The following is a 17,057-nucleotide window of genomic DNA, read 5'->3' as shown; positions in this document are numbered from 1 at the left end:
AATGAAAAGAATCTCCCTGTTTATACTGATCATTGGTACCGTTTGTATTCTGCAAAATCCGCTGATGGCTCAGGATACACTAAGCATTGAAAGCGTAATCAGAACCGGACTCGAGAATAATTTTGCCATCCGGATAGCTGAAAATGAAGTCCGTGTATCATCTAATAATAATTCACCGGGAAATGCCGGTTTTCTGCCTGTGATTACTGCTGATGGTACTTTTAATGAAAGCGTTGAAGATAATAGGGCCGAATATTCAACCAACGCTATTCCTGACCGAAACGACCAGAATGCCCGCACTACCATCTTCAGCTATGGGGTGAATGCAACATGGACTATTTTTGACGGTTTATCTATGTTCGCCACTTCCGACCGGCTATCACTGGAAGAGGAGATTGATGAAAAGGAAGCCCGTCTTCAGCTTGAACAAGTGCTGGCTGATATCATCAGTACTTATTACCAAATTGTAGGCCAGCAGAATGCCTATCACGTGCTGGAGAATACCGTTGAGGTATCTCAGGAAAGAATTCGTATAGCCGAGACTCGGCTTGATTTAGGTTCCGGTTCAGAATATGACCTCATACAATCCCGGGCCGACTTCAATGCTGACCGTGCAGCACTCATTCGATCCGGAACAGGCCTGAAGCAAGCCAAGATTTTACTTACCCAGGTTTTGGCAGATTCTAGCTTATCAGGATATGACGTAAGTAGCGATATCATTTTGGCAGAGAAGCTAAGGCTTGAGCCTTTAATTGAGGAAGCGCTGCAACAGAATAGTGAATTACAAATAGCACGATTGAACCAGGATGCTGCCGAGGCCGAAATCCGTGAGATTACCGGAGAGTTTTTTCCACAGATAAGTTTAAACGGGGGGTATGGTTATCAGCGAACTGAAGCCAGTAGCGGCTTTGCGGATTTCACAGAAACCAGTGGATTTACCTATGGTGTAACGGCCCGGATCAACCTGTTTGATGGGCTGAATAAAAACCGGCGCAGACAAAACGCTAAGATTGCCGGGAAAAATCAGGAGTTGCTTCTGCAGGATGTTCGGTTTCAGATAACCTCCCGGATTCGCCAAATCTATGCTCAGTACAGCGATGCCCTTTCCCTGATTGAGTTGGAGAAAGAAAATCTTCAGTATGCTCAACAAAGCCAGGAAATAGCCCTGGAGCGATTTCGGTTGGGGACCATTAACTCAGTAGAATTGAGAGAAGCCCAGCAGAGTTTATTGGATGCTGAAAACCGACTGATTGCAGCCCAAATTGAAGCAAAGACAGCCGAAACTCAATTGCTTAGATTAAGCGGTCGTATACTTTCCGCTGCAGAATAATAAAAAGTCATCCTGAGCGGAATAAATATGTATGGGCCTGGTTATCAATCGCGGGACCTTAGCAAGATAACGCTTGGTAATCATTTCCGGGCAAAGGTTCATTGTCAAGGTTCCTGGACTCTGAATGACAATCATGGTAATCCTAAAATCAAGCTAATCAAGGTTCCATAGTTTTTGAACCATGGTTTATAGGATTTTTGGATTTTCTTGATCACCTCAAACCATCATATTTGGAAAAGGATCTGTTCCCATTAATAATTGAGGAGCGGTTCATAACAAAGATTCATCGCTACGCTCTGAATGACTTTATGGGATTGTATGGGATTCAAGAGTAGCTCAAAAACCCACTTACCTACATTCACTCCGGCAAGGTAAAAACCAGCTTCAGTCGTGTTCCGTTTTCAGTGTAGGAAACCTCCTCAGCATATTCTTCCATCAGGAAAACACCACGTCCGCTGGGTTTAAGTAAGTTTTCCTCAGCAAGAGGATCCGGGATAGATTCGGGGTCAAATCCTTCGCCCTGATCTTTTGAATCAAAGATAAGCTTGTTTCCATCTTTAAACGCCTCAATGGTAACCGTTTTGGATTCATCCAGTTTGTTGCCGTGAAGAATGCCATTGGTAGCTGCTTCCGAAACGGTGAGCATCAGCCGGGCATAGAATTCATCATTAAAGCCGAGTTCTTCCTGGAGAGCAGTAAGCAATTCTTCCACTCTCTCAACTTCCTCGTACGTTGACTGTAGGGTAAGGGTCTGTAGTAATTTCATTTATTAAGCATATATACCACGCAGTTTCAGCGTTGTGGCCACCCGGTCGATGGCATACACATAAGCCGCTTGACGGAGCGTAATACTATACTTTTCACTCACCATAAACAAGTTGTCAAACGATTCTCTCATCATACGGTTCAGGCGGCGGTTTACGCGTTCCTCTGTCCAGAAATATCCGTGGCGGTCTTGTACCCACTCAAAATAGGAAACCGTTACACCCCCGGCATTTGCAAGGATGTCAGGAATGACCATAATCCCATTCTCTTCCAGCAATTTATCGGCATTGGCCGTAACGGGACCGTTAGCACCTTCAGCGATAATCTTAGCTTTGATCCTGGATGCATTTTCTTTGTTAATCTGGTCTTCTTTTGCCGCGGGAATCAAAACATCACATTCAAGTTCAAGCAGATCCTGATTGCTGATGGGCTCTGCTCCGTCAAAACCTTCCAGTGAATTCCCATGCGTTTGGGAATAGCGAATAGCTTCTTCAATGTCGATACCATTCTTGTTGTAATAACCACCACTGATATCGCTGATGGCAATTACTTCAGCTCCCTGCTCATACATAAGCTGAGCCGAAACAGAACCTACATTTCCGAATCCCTGTACTACCACGGTTGTGTTGCTTGGGGAAATGCGAAGTTTACCTAAAGCTGCAAGCGTACAGGTTACCACGCCACGTCCGGTGGCTTCTTTGCGTCCTTTTGATCCGCCGAGGATAATGGGTTTTCCGGTAACCACCGCATTTTCCGTTTTCTTCTGCTTCATGCTGTAGGTATCCATTATCCACGCCATCACCTGCTCGTTGGTATTCATATCCGGGGCGGGGATATCACGGTCGGGACCAAACACGTCCAGCATATTGGCGGTGTATCGCCGGGTGAGTCGCTCCAGTTCGGCCTGTGATAAGTTCTTTGGGTTTACCCTAACGCCGCCTTTTGCTCCGCCAAAGGGAACATTAACGACCGCACATTTCCAGGTCATCCAGGCAGCAAGTGCTTTAACTTCATCAATGGTGACGTCTTCCGAATACCGGATCCCACCTTTGGATGGCCCGAGAATACTGTTATGGATAACGCGGTACCCTTCAAATACTTCGATACTTCCATCGTCCATCGTGACCGGGATGGAAACCATGACTACCTTTTCGGGACTGGATAAATATTTAAAAACACCTTCATCTAAATCGAGAATTTCTGCTGCAAACCGGAAGCGCTCCATCATAGAAGCAAAAGGGGAGTCGTGAGCAATATGAGGAACCGGTTCTTTGTAATAGCCGCTGGCAATAGAGTCTTTTGTGGACATCGTCTGTATTTGATGGTTTTGTAGCTTGAATCGCTCAAAAAAGCGGTTCCAAATATAAAAGGAATATGGAAAACAAGTATAACTTTATATGAAAAAGACGGTGAAATTTTGGCAGAATCAGAACTTCATGGACAGCGACAATGCAGGTGCGGTTTGTCCGGAGGAGGGATCATAAAGTTGGGTCGCTGAAACATTAAACTTTGATGGCTCTTGTTTTTGAGGAGCATTGAAAAACCGAATGCTGTTATAAACTAATGACGCTGTGCCTACGGCAATATTTGCTATGGAGAGGTGTGTGCGGGCTTTATTCGTATAAGTGGTAGTGGTAGTCCAGCATATACAAGGTTGTTCAGGAGCCGGTGAAGAAGTTTCCGAATATCTGTTATCGAGGTTTACCAATCCCAAGGTGAGGGAAGCAGCACCAAGTGCCGAGTTAAAAACAGAGACTTTTCTGATATCGGATGGTGAGCCATCGGTTAGCAGACTATAGCTCAATGCACCTAACTGAGCCCCGGCCAAAAGAGAAGAGCCTATGGCATATTCGGTTTCAATATTGTTTTGGTTTCTGGTAATTGATGATTGATATGCAGGCTGAATCATAGCAGCTTCTTTTTGGGTAAGCCCGTTTTCAGCCAGCCAGCTATTGATATGCTTTGGGTCAATATCTTTGATGTAATCGAACTTATGATCCCGGTTTATTCTTTGGGCCGCTTTGAGTCCTTCTGTTTTGGCAATTAAATAACCAACGGCACACAAGTTCCCATCCCGGTCTATAAAAACAGGTCTGCGATTTTCAAAATGATGATTCTTTGGGAACTCGCCGGTACCTATGTACTCCTTAAGTAAAGTGATAATGTGCTTTCTGTTTTCCGCCTGCTCAGTATTCAGGTGATGTGTTTCCGTATTCCCAAGGATTTCAATTACATATTGAAGGTGAGTTTTGATCCGGGTTTCTTCAGAGGCAGAAGCGTCCGGTTGAACCCCAAATTCTTTCTCATAACTGATATCACCAATAACGCTATTGACGGTGTTGAATTGAAATTCAGGATGTTGTGTCGGGGAAGTGAAGCTACCGATAATTATTAGCAGGGCGGATGCAAAAGGAAGTAGGGTGCGAAGCATGGCAGTAGGTTTAATTACTTATGATCATTCATAAATAAAAGGGTTTGGCGGATAAAATGAAATAACATGGGTATGTGATTTTCAAGGCCTTAGGCCTTAAAGTTTCTATTGTTATAAAATTGTTAAGTATTGGCTAAATCTGCCTCTCGTAACACTGTCTTAACATGAGCTTAGTACCCTTGGTGCAAATATTCAGCACACTAATACAAATCAATGTCAAATACACAATCTAACGAAAGTGAACAAAGCCCTATGGAACGGCTAATCCCAACCGGCTTTTACGATGTAATTAAACAAGAACGAATTTTTATAGGCCTGATTGGTCTTTTCTTTTTTATCTCCGGTGTGGTTTTTCCCTATGCAGAACTGGCTATGTGGGTTGGTTTTGTGTTTGCCGGTTATTCTGCTATAGCTAATGACAGTATTCAAACCATCGGTACCTTTCTGGCCTCCAACATGGATAAAAAATGGTGGATGCTTTGGTTATGGATCGGAGGGATTTTCCTGGTCACCGTTTCTGTAAGCTGGTATATATTTGACGGGGATGTAACTTACCAGCGCCTGACCTCCAAAGGGTTTTCGGAAGCTCCCACGGAGTTTTCATTCCTTCAGGTAGCCGCGCCTGTATTCTTGTTGATACTGACCCGTATGCGTATGCCGGTTTCAACCACCTTCTTACTGTTAAGCTGTTTCGCCACTTCTGCAGAAGGGATTACCTCGGTACTCGGTAAAAGTTTACAGGGATATGGCATTGCCCTGGTAACCGGACTTGCGGTATGGTTGTTGGTAACCAATACCATTGAGAAGAGATTTAAGGGAGAACCCAAAAAATTCTGGGTTCCTTTGCAGTGGATTATTTCAGGTACGCTTTGGGCTGTTTGGGTAATGCAGGATGCTGCCAACATAGCCGTGTATCTTCCCCGATCGTTAGACTTCACTCAATTCCTCGGATTTGCACTCTTTATCTTCTTCGGCCTTGGACTGCTGTTTTACCTAAGAGGAGATAAGATTCAGGAAATTGTTACCGAGAAATCCAGGGTTACCGATGTTCGTTCAGCAACCATCATCGATTTTGTGTACGCCATCTTGCTGGTGTACAAACTAACAATCAGTACCGTACCGATGAGCACTACCTGGGTGTTTCTGGGACTGCTTGCCGGCCGTGAAATTGGAATGAGTATTATGGACGGAAAAGAAAAAGGACGGCCTATGGGTAAAGTGTTTGGCATGGCCTTCAAGGACCTGAGTTACGCTTTAATAGGGCTGGCCGTATCTATTATACTGGCAATCTCAATCAACGATGAAGTGCGAGATCAGCTGTTAGGAATGATTGGCTATTGATATTTAAAGCCAAATACCTCATACTAAGGCGTGCTTGCATCAGCGAGCGCGCCTTTTTTTTGTTTCATATTCTGCATTCATCATGGAAGTAAATTTTCGAAATATCATCAACAGACCTTAAACCCGGATGCACGATGAACGCCAACGTGTTAGTTTTAAATCAAGACTACCAGCCGCTTAGTATTTGTTCCGTACAGCGGTCTATGAAACTGATCTTCCTTGAGAAAGCGGAGCTTCTTCATGATGATCCGGAAAAAGAGGTGCGTACCCCACGGGAGTCTTTTCAATTTCCTTCTGTAATCCGGTTGCGCAACTACATTCGGGTTCCCTATACCAAAATTGTGCTTTCCCGCAGAAATGTAATGCGCAGGGATGATTTTACCTGCCAGTATTGTGGTAAAAAATCAAGCCTTACTATCGATCATATCATCCCCAAAAGCCGAGGTGGTAAAGATACCTGGGAGAACCTGACCACAGCCTGCGATAAATGTAACGTGCATAAAGGAAATCGCACCCCGAAAGAGGCCCGTATGCCGCTGAAGAAGAAGCCCTACCGACCCATTCCTATTACCTTCTTCCGCGACTCCAACGGTGGCGTTCAAGAGCCCTGGAAACCCTATCTGTATATGACTTAATAAACACCGAACAAGAAACGCCCAACGCTGAACACCTAAGTTCAAAGTTGGATGTTCGATATTCCTTGTTCAATGTCCCCCCGGCTCTGTCAACCGTCCTGAAAAAGCCTTATCTTTGACGTTCATTAAACGTCAAGAAGTATATTTAACTTCCTTTCTATGAGTAAAAAAGGCAGAGTATTAGTAGCCATGAGTGGCGGTGTCGATTCATCCGTAGCAGCCGTGATGCTGCAGGAACAAGGCTACGAAGTGATCGGTATTACCATGAAAACCTGGGATTATCACCGGAGCGGCGGAAATTCTGACAAAGAAACCGGCTGTTGTACGGTGGAGTCTATGAATGATGCCCGCCATATTGCGGTCAATCATGGGTTCAAGCATTTTATAGTTGATATCCGTGAAGAGTTTGGCGACTGGGTTATCGATCGTTTTGTAGATGATTACCTGGGTGGGAGAACACCAAACCCATGCGTGCTTTGTAATACGCATATCAAGTGGGCGGCTCTGCTGAAAAGAGCGGATAACCTGGGTTGTGACTTTATAGCAACCGGGCATTATGCGAAAGTTCGGGAAGAAAATGGCCGTTATGTAATTTCACGCGGACATGATCCCAAAAAAGATCAGTCGTACGCCTTATGGGGAGTGGCTCAAAAACATTTGGCCCGAACTATTTTTCCACTCGGAAACTATCCCAAAACGGAAATCCGGCAGATTGCTGAAGACCACGGACTGTTGAATGTGGCCAACAAACCGGATTCCTATGAAATCTGCTTTGTGCCGGATGATGATTACCGTCGCTTCCTCAGAGACCGTGTGGATGGACTCGAAGAGCGGGTGTCCGGTGGTAAGTTTGTAGATAAGGATGGAAACATCGTTGGCGAACATGAAGGCTATCCGTTTTATACCATCGGTCAGCGGCGCGGGCTGGATTTAGCCATGGGCAAACCGGTGTATGTAACGCACATCGATCCGGCCACCAACACCATCACCATAGGTGAAAAGGAAGACCTGGTAAGCTCCACACTTATTGCCGGGGAAATGAACCTGATCAAGTACGACAAAATCCCTGAAGACAACATGGAGATTACGGGAGCCATCCGGTATAACGATGACGGTGCAATTGGTCAGCTTACCCAAATCAGCGACAATGAAATGAAAGTTCACTTTCCGGCCGGAAGGGAAGCCATCACTCCCGGACAGGCTATTGTCTGTTACGAAGGCGATGATGTAGTTGCCGGCGGCTGGATTAAAAAAGTGAGCGTGGGTATGGATGATTTAATCCCCGCCTGATATATTCTCACGAAACAACTCTATTCCTGAGGCGTTAAACTACTCGTCATTCAATCAACAAAAAAAGACTATGAACACAAGACGACTATTCGGTACTGCATTATTTTTATTGGCCATTCTGTACTCCTCATCTGCTTTTGCTCAGTTTGAAGGACATATTACCATGAACCTCTACGGTGAGAATAACGGACAGAAAGAGGTGAGCGAGCTAAACCTCTACGCTACGGCTGATCGCATCATGATTAAAGGAGAGGAGAGCCTGGAAGTAATGGGTAAAGTAAGTGCCGGTGGATTATTGATCCGAAATGATATGAAGGATTTCATCATCATGACCGAAAAGGATAAAGCCTTGCAGGCGACTAAAACCGGTATTGAGTCTCTTGTTGAAATGCTGTTCAGCTGGGCCGGAGAATCAGAAAGCTCTTCATCGGATACCCCTGAAGCAGAATATGAGTACACCGACCGAACAAAAACGATCCTGGGATATGAAACTACAGAACTTATTGTCAGAAGTACAGATGACCCAGAAAACTACCTTTCCGTATGGCTGACTCCCGGTATCGACATCAACTGGGGAATGCTGGCTGAGCCGTGGAAAGGGATGCCTAAAGACATTGACAAAGAACTAAACGGCATGTCTCAGGATGTGATTTTTAAAGGCAAGAATTTCCCGCTGATGATTGAAGTAGTGGAAGGAGAAGAGCGACAGGTTGTAATGGATGTGAAGAATGTAAATCGTTCAAGTATCGCCAAAGCCATGGTAGAAGTTCCATCCGGCGTTCAGCTGATTAGCCTGCAGGAATATATCTTCAGTATGATGATGGAATAATTTCTAAAATAGATTACAGAATAAGAAAAGGCGCTGTTCAGTTAAGAACAGCGCCTTTTTTGTTGAGGTATAAGCTGTTGGGCTTATTTAATAAGTGTCATTTGCTTGGTCAGTGTCTGTCCGTTTGCCTGCAAGCGGTAAATGTAAATACCGGACGCTAATGCACTGGCATCAAAGTTTACCGAATGCTCACCGGCACTGAATCGCTCGTTGGCAACTACGGCAACTTCTTGTCCCAGCATGTTATACACAGTCAGGGAAGCCTGGCCTGCTTCAGCAAGGGAGAAGTTAATACTTGTAGTTGGGTTGAACGGATTCGGGTAGTTCTGTCCTAATTCAAATCTCTCGGGAGTTCCGGATAAGATATCTTCATTAGACGTTACCGTTCCTCGTTCAACATTTGCAGAACGTGGCTCGCTTGAAGCTTCATCGCTGCCATCGGTGGCAATCACGCGGTGGTAAACCGTTGTTGAAGCTCCAACGTCAACACCAAGATCGGCAAGCAGTGTATCCAGAGCGCCAAAAGTGGTTTCAAAAGAAGTGGAAGCACCTACATTTGCATTCACTACAACATTACTGAATGTTGCATCTGTGGATAGCTGCCAGATGTAAGCCAGTTCGTTACCGTTAGTATCTGTTGCAGCTTCCCAGGTTGCTTCAAAAGCAGTGGAAGCTTCACCTTCAAGGGAAAGGGTAACATCGTCAGCCGGTCCGGTTAGCATCGGTGCAGATGGAGTGAAATTGGAAGAAAACAGTACTTGTCCTCTCAATTCTCCTGCATTAAAATTCTCGGAATGCACGTTTACATACATGCCTTCTTCAAAAAGGGTGGTTTGTTGCTCGGAAGACAACGTAAACATGTTGTTGGAGGCAACCATGGTTCCTGCAGTATCATTTTCACTGAGGGTAATATCCAGTCCAAAAGCTACTCCACCGTTGGCATCAACACTGCCTGAGTGTAAGTGACCACTGGTACCGGCAATCTCAATAGCTGAGCTGCTTAATCCTTCAAATCCACCGCTTACCATAATGTCGCCATTACTCATAAACTCTACGGCAGCTGCGCCGAAAGCATCACTCATAATAGGCTGCACTTCATGTACGCCGGATAAGTTGGTGTGAAAGTATGCGGCTGCATCTCCCATCACTTGTCCGCGGATTTCGCCGGCAGGATTCTCAACACTATGCACATTTACATACATATTGCGGGCAAATAAAGCCGTTTTCTGCTCGGCAGTAAGAGTGTATTCGTTGTTTGTGGCAGAATAGGTTGCTGCTGTAAGTTCTGCATTAAGGTCGGCATCTAATGTAATAGCTACATCGCCATTCTCTCCGGCATGGCCTACATGCAGGTGAGATCCTACTTGTGCATTAAAGGAGGATTCCAATCCGGCAAAAGAACCGGTTACAATTAAGGTGTCATTGAGCACTTCCAATACGGCAGATCCTGCAGCATCCGTAGTAGCTGATGGGATCTCCGCGCTTCCCGAAAGCTGTGCAAAAAAGGTAGTGGAAGCAGCCGGAACTACTTGTCCGCGTAATTCGCCACCTGCATACGCTGTGGTATGGATATTGGTGTAGAAATTACGATTCATCAATGCTGTTTTTTGCTCTTCGGTAAGTTCAAATCGGTTGTCGGAAGCCAGATAAACACCGGATCTGTTGTCCGCAGCTACATCTGCATCTAAAGTAAGTGCAATGTCACCATTAGACCCTGCAGGTGCAATATGAAGGTGAGAACCTCCGGCGACAGAAGCGTCAAATTCTCCTTCAAGATTTGCAAAAGAACCGGATACGAATAGGGAATCTCCAACCAGTTCAAATACTAATGAACCGCTGGCCATGGTTTTGGCTGCGGGCACTTCAAAAGCACCGGAGAGATTAGACCGATAGTAAGCATCGGCTTCGGGAACAAGTTGCCCGCGAAGTTCTCCTCCGGCATAATTCTCGGAATGGATGTTAACATATAATCCTCTCATCATGAGAGTATCAACCTGACCGGATGTAAGGGTAAAGGTGTTTTCAGAACCTACAAAAGCTCCGCCCTGGCTGTCACCGTCGGCATTAATGGTAAGGGGGAAAAGTACTCCACCACTTGCTCCTGCCATTCCGGTATGGATATGTGCTCCACCGGCAATGTCGGTGGCTATGGCACTGCTCAGATTATCGAACGAGCCTTCTACAACCAGTTCGTTCCCGTTTAGCGTGGCGGTTACTGAACCGCTCGCCATGGAAGTAATAGGGGTAGCTTCGTTACTTCCGCTTAGTTGTGCTTCGAATACTGTTTGTGCGTTTGAGAAGGAGGTCAATCCAAACATCAGTAAACACAAAGCAGTTAAAAAAGATGGTAACTGTTTTAGCGTCTTCATTTGATTTAGTTTTTATTAGAAATTATAAACCCATAAAGGGTCTTCGTTCTCTTGACTAATCTATACGAGATAAATCGCCGTACAGATTGTTTTGTACTAAATCAAAGAAGTTTAAGCGGATAAAGTTTCGAATTTATCCGCATCTAAAATTATTCTAATCCGGTGTTTTGGATTACATATTACCCAGGAGATACATATCGCCGGTTGGTTGGGGAACTCCGCCTTTAGGCTCCATGGTAATGGCAAAGGCCCCTTCTCGTGCATCACTTTGCAGCTGCTCGATCTTGAAGAAGTTATCCCGTTGCGGATCGTCCACAGCAAATACTCCGGCACTTATGGGTTGTCCATTCACGATAAACCACAGCTGATAATCTTTATCGGTGGGTACGGCCGGCATGTTGGCTACCTGAAGCAGGGCCCGACCGCCTTGCTTGTCCCACACCACTTTTCCGTAGCCATTCGGGTTGGTGTTTTCCATACCCGCCATCATCACGAGGTCCACTTCCCGGGCTTCCAGGATGGTGAGAAGTTCTTCTTTGCGTTGCACTTCACTTTCAAGTTGTTCGATGGTTGTTTGTTGTTGTGCTATAGTCTGAGACTGCCCACGCATGTCTTCTTCCAGTGACTGCGAGTAAAATAACAGTCCAATGGATGTAAAGATAAAGATGAAGGAAGCTGCAACCGCTACCCGGTACCATCTCATGCGATTCACATTGGCCGGCCCGGTTTTACCGGACTGACTATTGGCAACACCGGTAGCCATTTGCATAATACTTTCTTTAACGGACAGGGAAGGCCTCTCAGCCGGAGCAAGGGTAGCCATTTCGGCTGCTACTGCCTTCAGTTCGTCGTAAAGCGCAAGCTGATCTTCATTGGCATCAGCTAAAAGCTGCTGAAATTTTTTCTCTTCACTGTCGCTCAGCGCATTGAGTACATGCCCCGTACAAAGCTCAGTAAATCTGTTATTTTCGTTGCTCATAATTCTATTTCCTTCGCTAAAAGCTCTCTTAATTTTATCATGCCGTCTCTCATTCTTGTTTTAACAGTTCCGAGAGGGATGTCGTATTCGTCTGCGATTTCACTCTGGCTCATCCCGTTAAAATAAGCCACTTGTAATACCTTCCTTTGCTTGTCAGATATTTGGTCCAACGCGTCACGCAATTTTTTTGCACGATCGGTTAATATGGTATTTTCCAACGGATCTGTCTCATCTGAATACAGCGGATAAAAAACATCCTCGTTATCCAGGCTGGTGGACTGTTTCTTTTGTTCCTTATAAACCTTGGACCGTAACCGGTCGATTGATTTATTCCGGGTTAAGGAAACAATCCAGGTGTACACAGTTCCTCGTTCCAAATCAAACTGTTCAGCTTTTTCCCAGATCTGTGTAAAAACTTCCTGAAGGGTGTCTTCCGCTTCCTCTCTTTTTTTGAGGATGGAAAGAATCAGGCCAAACAACAGTCTGTTATATTGATCATACAATTCGGAGAGGGCAGAAGCATCCCGCGCTTTAATGCGAGCCATAATGTCCCGGTCCCTTTCTTCGTCCTTTGTCAGGACTTTACCAATCGCAGATAAAATAAAAAATAGCATAAATGTCTGATGTGATTATATACGCAGGCCGTTCAACATTGGATTGACATCCTGATAAAATTATGAGGTAAATAAAAGGAAAAACTGATCATTAACCCAAAGCTTTCTTCATTTTTTCTAAATCAGTGATGGGCTGATCGCAGGCAAAATTCCTGCATATAAATAGCGTGGGCTTATTATCTATTCTATTTTGGGTGCCCACATAGTCTGCAATTTCAGTAAGGGATTTCTGATGTTCATCCGTAACAAAATGCAGTACCCTGAACGGTGAGAAGCGGCTTCTGAGAAGATCCATCACTTCTTCTATTTCAGAAAATTCACCACGCAGCGTTATTTCTTTTGCTTCTGCATGTAAAAACTGAATAGCCTGCATGCTGTGGCAAATACTTGCCCCCGACCGGATTAGATCAGCGGAGAATGCCCTTCCGATCTTATCTGCATAATCTTCGAATGCGCTATTTCCCGTAAGCCTGCTTAAACGGATCAGGTTCGTTATGGCTACGGAGTTGGAGGAAGGCATGGCCCCATCAAAAATCTGTTTTTGTCGCCCATATACCTGGTCTTCATCCGCAATACTGAAATAAAACCCTCCTTTGTCCTCATCCCAGAATAACTCAATAAATCGTTCATTTTGTTTTAATGCTTTTTTGAGGTATTCCGGCTTTCCGGTAGCTTCATACAGTTCAATCAAGCCCCACACTAAAAATGCATAATCATCGGCCATTGCATCTATCCCCGAGTCACCGTCATTGTAACGGTGCAGCAGGTTGTTGTTTTCCTGGAGATTTTCTTCGATGAACTGAAAGGCGTTTTCGGCGAGATAGGTAAATCGTTCTTCACCAAAAGTGAAACCGGCCTTAGCAAAAGCAGCGATCATTAAGCCGTTCCAGTCGGTAAGAATTTTATCATCCAGCAGCGGACGTTCCCGCTCTTCCCGTTCCTCAAAAAGCGAGCTTCTAACTTCGTTAAACCATGTTGACTGTTCTTCGGACAACTCAGAATTCAAATGCGGAATGTTCTTCCCGGTTCGCTGTTTGGAAGCTTCATCCTCAAAGTTTCCTTCTCCGGAGATGTTAAACAGGTCGATAAAATTTGAGGCATCATCAGAAAGCACCGATTCGATTTCTTCCTTCTTCCACACATAGAATTTTCCTTCTTCGCCTTCGCTGTCGGCATCTTCAGCGGAATAAAATCCACCTTCAGGGTGAACTAAATCCCGTTCCACGTATTCGGCGATCTCATAAACCGTTTGTTTAAGAAGCGGGTTCTGTGTGGCTTGCCAGCCTTCGGTGTAGGCCATCATCAACAAAGCCTGGTCGTACAGCATTTTCTCAAAGTGGGGGAGCAGCCATTCCTGATCGGTGGAGTACCGGTGGAACCCAAAACCGATGTGATCCCAGATTCCGCCCAGACGCATTTTTTCCAGCGTATCCGTCACCATATTTAGGAAGCGTTCTTCGCCGGTCAGCTTCCATTGCCTGAGCATAAACATCAGGTTATGCGGGCTGGGGAATTTCGGAGCTGATCCAAATCCACCATGTTCGGCATCATATCGCTGGGCAAGTTGTTCGGCGGCAAAGTCGGTGGCTTCGGTTCCTGGAAACTTGCCGCTTTCAAATTCCTGCGAACGGGTAAATCCTTCCCGGATTTTAGTCGTTGCTTTTTCCACCCGTTTGGGTTCGTTCTTCCACATGCCCTTTACCCCGGGGATAAGCTGCCGGAGGCCAATTCTGTCGTACCGTGCTTCTTTCGGGATGTAGGTTCCGGCAAAGAAAGGCTCCTTATCCGGAGTCATAATGATTGTCAACGGCCAGCCGCCCTGCCCGGTCAGCATCTGGCATACGGTCATATACGTGCTGTCGATATCGGGGCGTTCTTCCCGGTCCACCTTCACATTGATGAACGCATCGTTCATGAGTTCAGCGATATCCGGGTCTTCAAAACTCTCGTGCGCCATAACATGACACCAATGACAGGTTGCATACCCGATGGAAAGAAAGACCGGTTTATTCTCTTTTTTCGCTTTTTGGAAAGCTTCCTCACCCCACGGATACCAATCCACGGGATTTTCGGCGTGTTGTTTTAGGTATGGGCTTTTCTCGTCTTTGAGGTTATTCGGCATGGTAATCTTTTTTGAAACGCTGACTGTAGTCAACGATAAATCGGTCGTATTTCGTTTTCATTAGGGGTGAAGTGATCAGGAAGTCGGCCGAGGAGCGGTTACAGGCCATTGGGATGTTATACACGATGCTGATGCGCTGCAGGGCTTTCACGTCCACATCGTGTGGCTGAGCCTGTAGCGGATCCCAGAAAAAGATCATCACATCAATTTCATTTTGAACAATAGCGGTCCCGATTTGTAGGTCGCCGCCGAGTGGACCACTTTTAAAGGTGAACACCGGCAAGTCCAGTTTTTCTGAAACCAGTGAGCCGGTGGTTCCGGTACCAAACAAGTTGTGTTCGGAGAGGTGATCGCGGTTGTATTCGGCCCAGTCCAGTAGATCAGCTTTACGATGATCGTGAGCAATCAGCGCGATGTTCTTTTTGGGTTTCATGGGCTGAATGGTATCCGCGATGGACGGATGTAATTGCTTTGCAGACATAAGAAGATGTTGAGTTGAGTGAGTTTGTATAACTCAAAGATGCGAAGTGATGGGCAATTATAAAAATGGTGGGTGGGGAGGTGAGAATTCTGCTAGTAATAAAATTTGTGAGCTAATTATTCAATTTTAAAACGGAGGGGGTATGAGTTGGTTGAAAGAGCAAAATTAAATTCTTACAAATTGGTCTAGCGTACTTCGTATGTGTCCTATTTAAAGTGCCCTGCTATACTACGTTTCTTTAGAATACATAGCTAAAACATAGCTCTCACCATTTGAATTTCTCGAAGGACAGTTTTCATCTCCTTTTCTATAATCAACAGGTGCAGTTATAGTCAAGTCAAAGTGACCCTCTGCAGAAAATGTAAATTCGTATAACCCTTTCTTTGTACCAAAACCACAAGGAATAGTACATTCCATTATTGAGTCTTTGACAACTATGTTATTTGAAATTTCCTCAGTAAGAGAAATTGGATCTATTTTTAGACTGTCAATTTTCACATTAGAAATTTTGACAAAATATAAACTATCTGTTGTACCAGTAGATGTTGCTCCTGTTACTGAAAATATTGGCTCTTTATATGTGTCTTTACATGGTTCAACATTCGGTTGACAGCTAATGAAAACAGTAAAAACAGTGAATAATATTATTAAATTTTTCATATCTCTCTGTTTAAATGTAGAATAGCGAAGGGCCTGGGGTTAAAATTAACGACCTGACTGTGTTTGAGTCCACTTGAAACGATGAATATGCTGCTAGTTGATTTCAAATGATTTATAAAATTCTTCTGCCTCTTCTCTTGCATCGTGATTCATTCCTGATACATATATTTGAAGCAGTTTTTGGTCAAAAAGTAGAATTTGATGATAAACTGTAAATTGAGTTGATTCTTCTATATAAGAAATACCATGATAATCACTTATCTCAAATTCTTCTATTTGTTGAATTTCTCCACCAATTCTAGGAGTTACACCATTATTCAGAGTATTTAGAATTGCACTTTTCGAATTCAACATTTTGCCCATCGGAAAATCATTACAAGTAACAGAATAATTTACTCCAGATTCTGAAAAAGCTATGTACTCTGTGATCTTTAATAAATTTCCTTGAGCCTGAACTGAATCTTTTCTGATAATTGGTTCTTCTGGAAATTGAGCTGAAAATTTACACTCGTCAGATCTAAAAGTATTGATTGAGCTTTCTTGAGCAAACAGTGAATTGGAAATAAGGAAAAGAGCAACAAGTATTAATAATTGTTTCATATCTAGTTTAATTAAGCTTAGAACCATAAAGACCCGAACCCTAAAAGAGTCCGCTTAACACGCCTTGTTAAGCTTGCAGTTTTAACTTTCTTTAGGTCCATAAACAATGTGAATTATAACCATGTTCGCAAAACCCATGACCAAAAATAACAAGTTAATAACTAGTGCCACTGAGAAGCTCGGTTCAACTTTTTTTCCGTTAAAAGTGAGATCAATTTCACCAACGAACATTGAGTAGTTTATAAGAATTAATAGAATGATGACAACTACCCAAGATGCTTTGGAGTAGAGACTCGCTTTTCTTGGATTCTCAAATAATTGCACGGTTATTCTCCAGCCTAGGATAAAATTATAAGAACAAAGCTACTTTATTGTAATCTATCAAACAACTGTTTTTCAGGGAGTAAAGAGTAATTCCAAAGATGAGTTGTTTATAAATCGGTTGCCGACCTCTTTTGTTTTCTCCTTCGCAAGGAGAAAGACTCGTTGATTAATAATAATGCTGATATTGTTTAGGATACTTTTACAGCTATAGAAGTTTCCCCTGAAGAAGGAGGAGATTTAGAGGAGGTCGGTAGTGGTATAAGGGAAAAATTTTATGAGTCGATGTC

At 44.1% G+C, this 17,057-nt stretch carries 15 protein-coding genes; 5 read left to right on the top strand and 10 right to left on the bottom strand.

What is annotated here, in order from left to right; translation table 11 throughout:
• Position 1 precedes the first annotated feature (1 nt).
• Complete coding sequence (locus ABFW99_RS01165; protein ID WP_349355397.1) at positions 2–1,330, top strand: TolC family protein; 1,329 nt, start codon at positions 2–4, stop codon at positions 1,328–1,330.
• A gap of 358 nt (positions 1,331–1,688) precedes the next feature.
• On the opposite strand, the gene ABFW99_RS01160 is transcribed toward ABFW99_RS01165, so the two are convergent.
• From ABFW99_RS01160 to ABFW99_RS01150, 3 genes are all read right to left on the bottom strand, one after another.
• The gene (locus tag ABFW99_RS01160) at positions 1,689–2,096 is read right to left on the bottom strand and encodes an ATP-binding protein (protein ID WP_349355396.1); all 408 of its coding nucleotides are present in this window, start codon (positions 2,094–2,096) and stop codon (positions 1,689–1,691) included.
• Between the two features lie 3 nt (positions 2,097–2,099).
• Entirely contained in the window at positions 2,100–3,404 is a 1,305-nt protein-coding gene (locus ABFW99_RS01155; RefSeq protein ID WP_349355395.1) for a Glu/Leu/Phe/Val family dehydrogenase, read from the bottom strand.
• 117 nt (positions 3,405–3,521) lie between these two features.
• Positions 3,522–4,526 (bottom strand): hypothetical protein, encoded by a 1,005-nt coding sequence (locus ABFW99_RS01150; protein WP_349355394.1) that lies wholly within the window; start codon positions 4,524–4,526, stop codon positions 3,522–3,524.
• 213 nt (positions 4,527–4,739) lie between these two features.
• Between ABFW99_RS01150 and ABFW99_RS01145 the strand changes: the two genes are divergently transcribed.
• From ABFW99_RS01145 to ABFW99_RS01130, 4 genes are all read left to right on the top strand, one after another.
• Positions 4,740–5,867: a hypothetical protein gene (locus ABFW99_RS01145; protein ID WP_349355393.1), complete on the top strand. Its 1,128-nt coding sequence runs from the start codon at positions 4,740–4,742 to the stop codon at positions 5,865–5,867.
• A gap of 203 nt (positions 5,868–6,070) precedes the next feature.
• Positions 6,071–6,502, top strand: coding sequence for an HNH endonuclease (locus tag ABFW99_RS01140; RefSeq protein WP_349355392.1), 432 nt, complete (start codon positions 6,071–6,073; stop codon positions 6,500–6,502).
• A 159-nt stretch (positions 6,503–6,661) separates the two neighbouring features.
• Entirely contained in the window at positions 6,662–7,792 is a 1,131-nt protein-coding gene (mnmA, locus tag ABFW99_RS01135; protein ID WP_255134974.1) for a tRNA 2-thiouridine(34) synthase MnmA, read from the top strand.
• Between the two features lie 70 nt (positions 7,793–7,862).
• A complete protein-coding gene (locus ABFW99_RS01130) occupies positions 7,863–8,621 on the top strand; it encodes a DUF4412 domain-containing protein (RefSeq protein WP_349355391.1) in 759 nt (252 codons plus the stop codon).
• An 83-nt stretch (positions 8,622–8,704) separates the two neighbouring features.
• Here the strand turns inward: ABFW99_RS01130 and ABFW99_RS01125 are convergent, their stop codons facing one another.
• The 7 genes from ABFW99_RS01125 to ABFW99_RS01095 form a co-directional block, all read right to left on the bottom strand.
• Complete coding sequence (locus ABFW99_RS01125; protein WP_349355390.1) at positions 8,705–10,990, bottom strand: CHRD domain-containing protein; 2,286 nt, start codon at positions 10,988–10,990, stop codon at positions 8,705–8,707.
• Between the two features lie 172 nt (positions 10,991–11,162).
• Positions 11,163–11,969, bottom strand: a complete 807-nt coding sequence (locus tag ABFW99_RS01120; protein WP_349355389.1) for an anti-sigma factor — start codon at positions 11,967–11,969, stop codon at positions 11,163–11,165.
• On the bottom strand, positions 11,966–12,583 hold the full coding sequence (locus ABFW99_RS01115; RefSeq protein ID WP_349355388.1) for a sigma-70 family RNA polymerase sigma factor: 618 nt from the start codon (positions 12,581–12,583) through the stop codon (positions 11,966–11,968). The genes ABFW99_RS01120 and ABFW99_RS01115 overlap by 4 nt, the downstream gene beginning before the upstream one ends.
• A 91-nt stretch (positions 12,584–12,674) precedes the next feature.
• Positions 12,675–14,705, bottom strand: coding sequence for a thioredoxin domain-containing protein (locus ABFW99_RS01110; protein WP_349355387.1), 2,031 nt, complete (start codon positions 14,703–14,705; stop codon positions 12,675–12,677).
• Positions 14,695–15,138, bottom strand: coding sequence for a methylglyoxal synthase (locus ABFW99_RS01105; RefSeq protein WP_349355452.1), 444 nt, complete (start codon positions 15,136–15,138; stop codon positions 14,695–14,697). Before ABFW99_RS01105 ends, ABFW99_RS01110 begins: the two co-directional genes overlap by 11 nt.
• Before the next feature lie 276 nt (positions 15,139–15,414).
• Complete coding sequence (locus ABFW99_RS01100; protein ID WP_349355386.1) at positions 15,415–15,846, bottom strand: hypothetical protein; 432 nt, start codon at positions 15,844–15,846, stop codon at positions 15,415–15,417.
• Between the two features lie 93 nt (positions 15,847–15,939).
• Positions 15,940–16,446: a hypothetical protein gene (locus ABFW99_RS01095; RefSeq protein WP_349355385.1), complete on the bottom strand. Its 507-nt coding sequence runs from the start codon at positions 16,444–16,446 to the stop codon at positions 15,940–15,942.
• Positions 16,447–17,057 lie beyond the last annotated feature (611 nt).

Source organism: Gracilimonas sp. BCB1 (assembly GCF_040117685.2).
Lineage (GTDB): Bacteria > Bacteroidota > Rhodothermia > Balneolales > Balneolaceae > Gracilimonas.
Note: the sequence above shows the minus strand (reverse complement) of the source record. Positions and strands in the feature narration are given on the sequence as shown.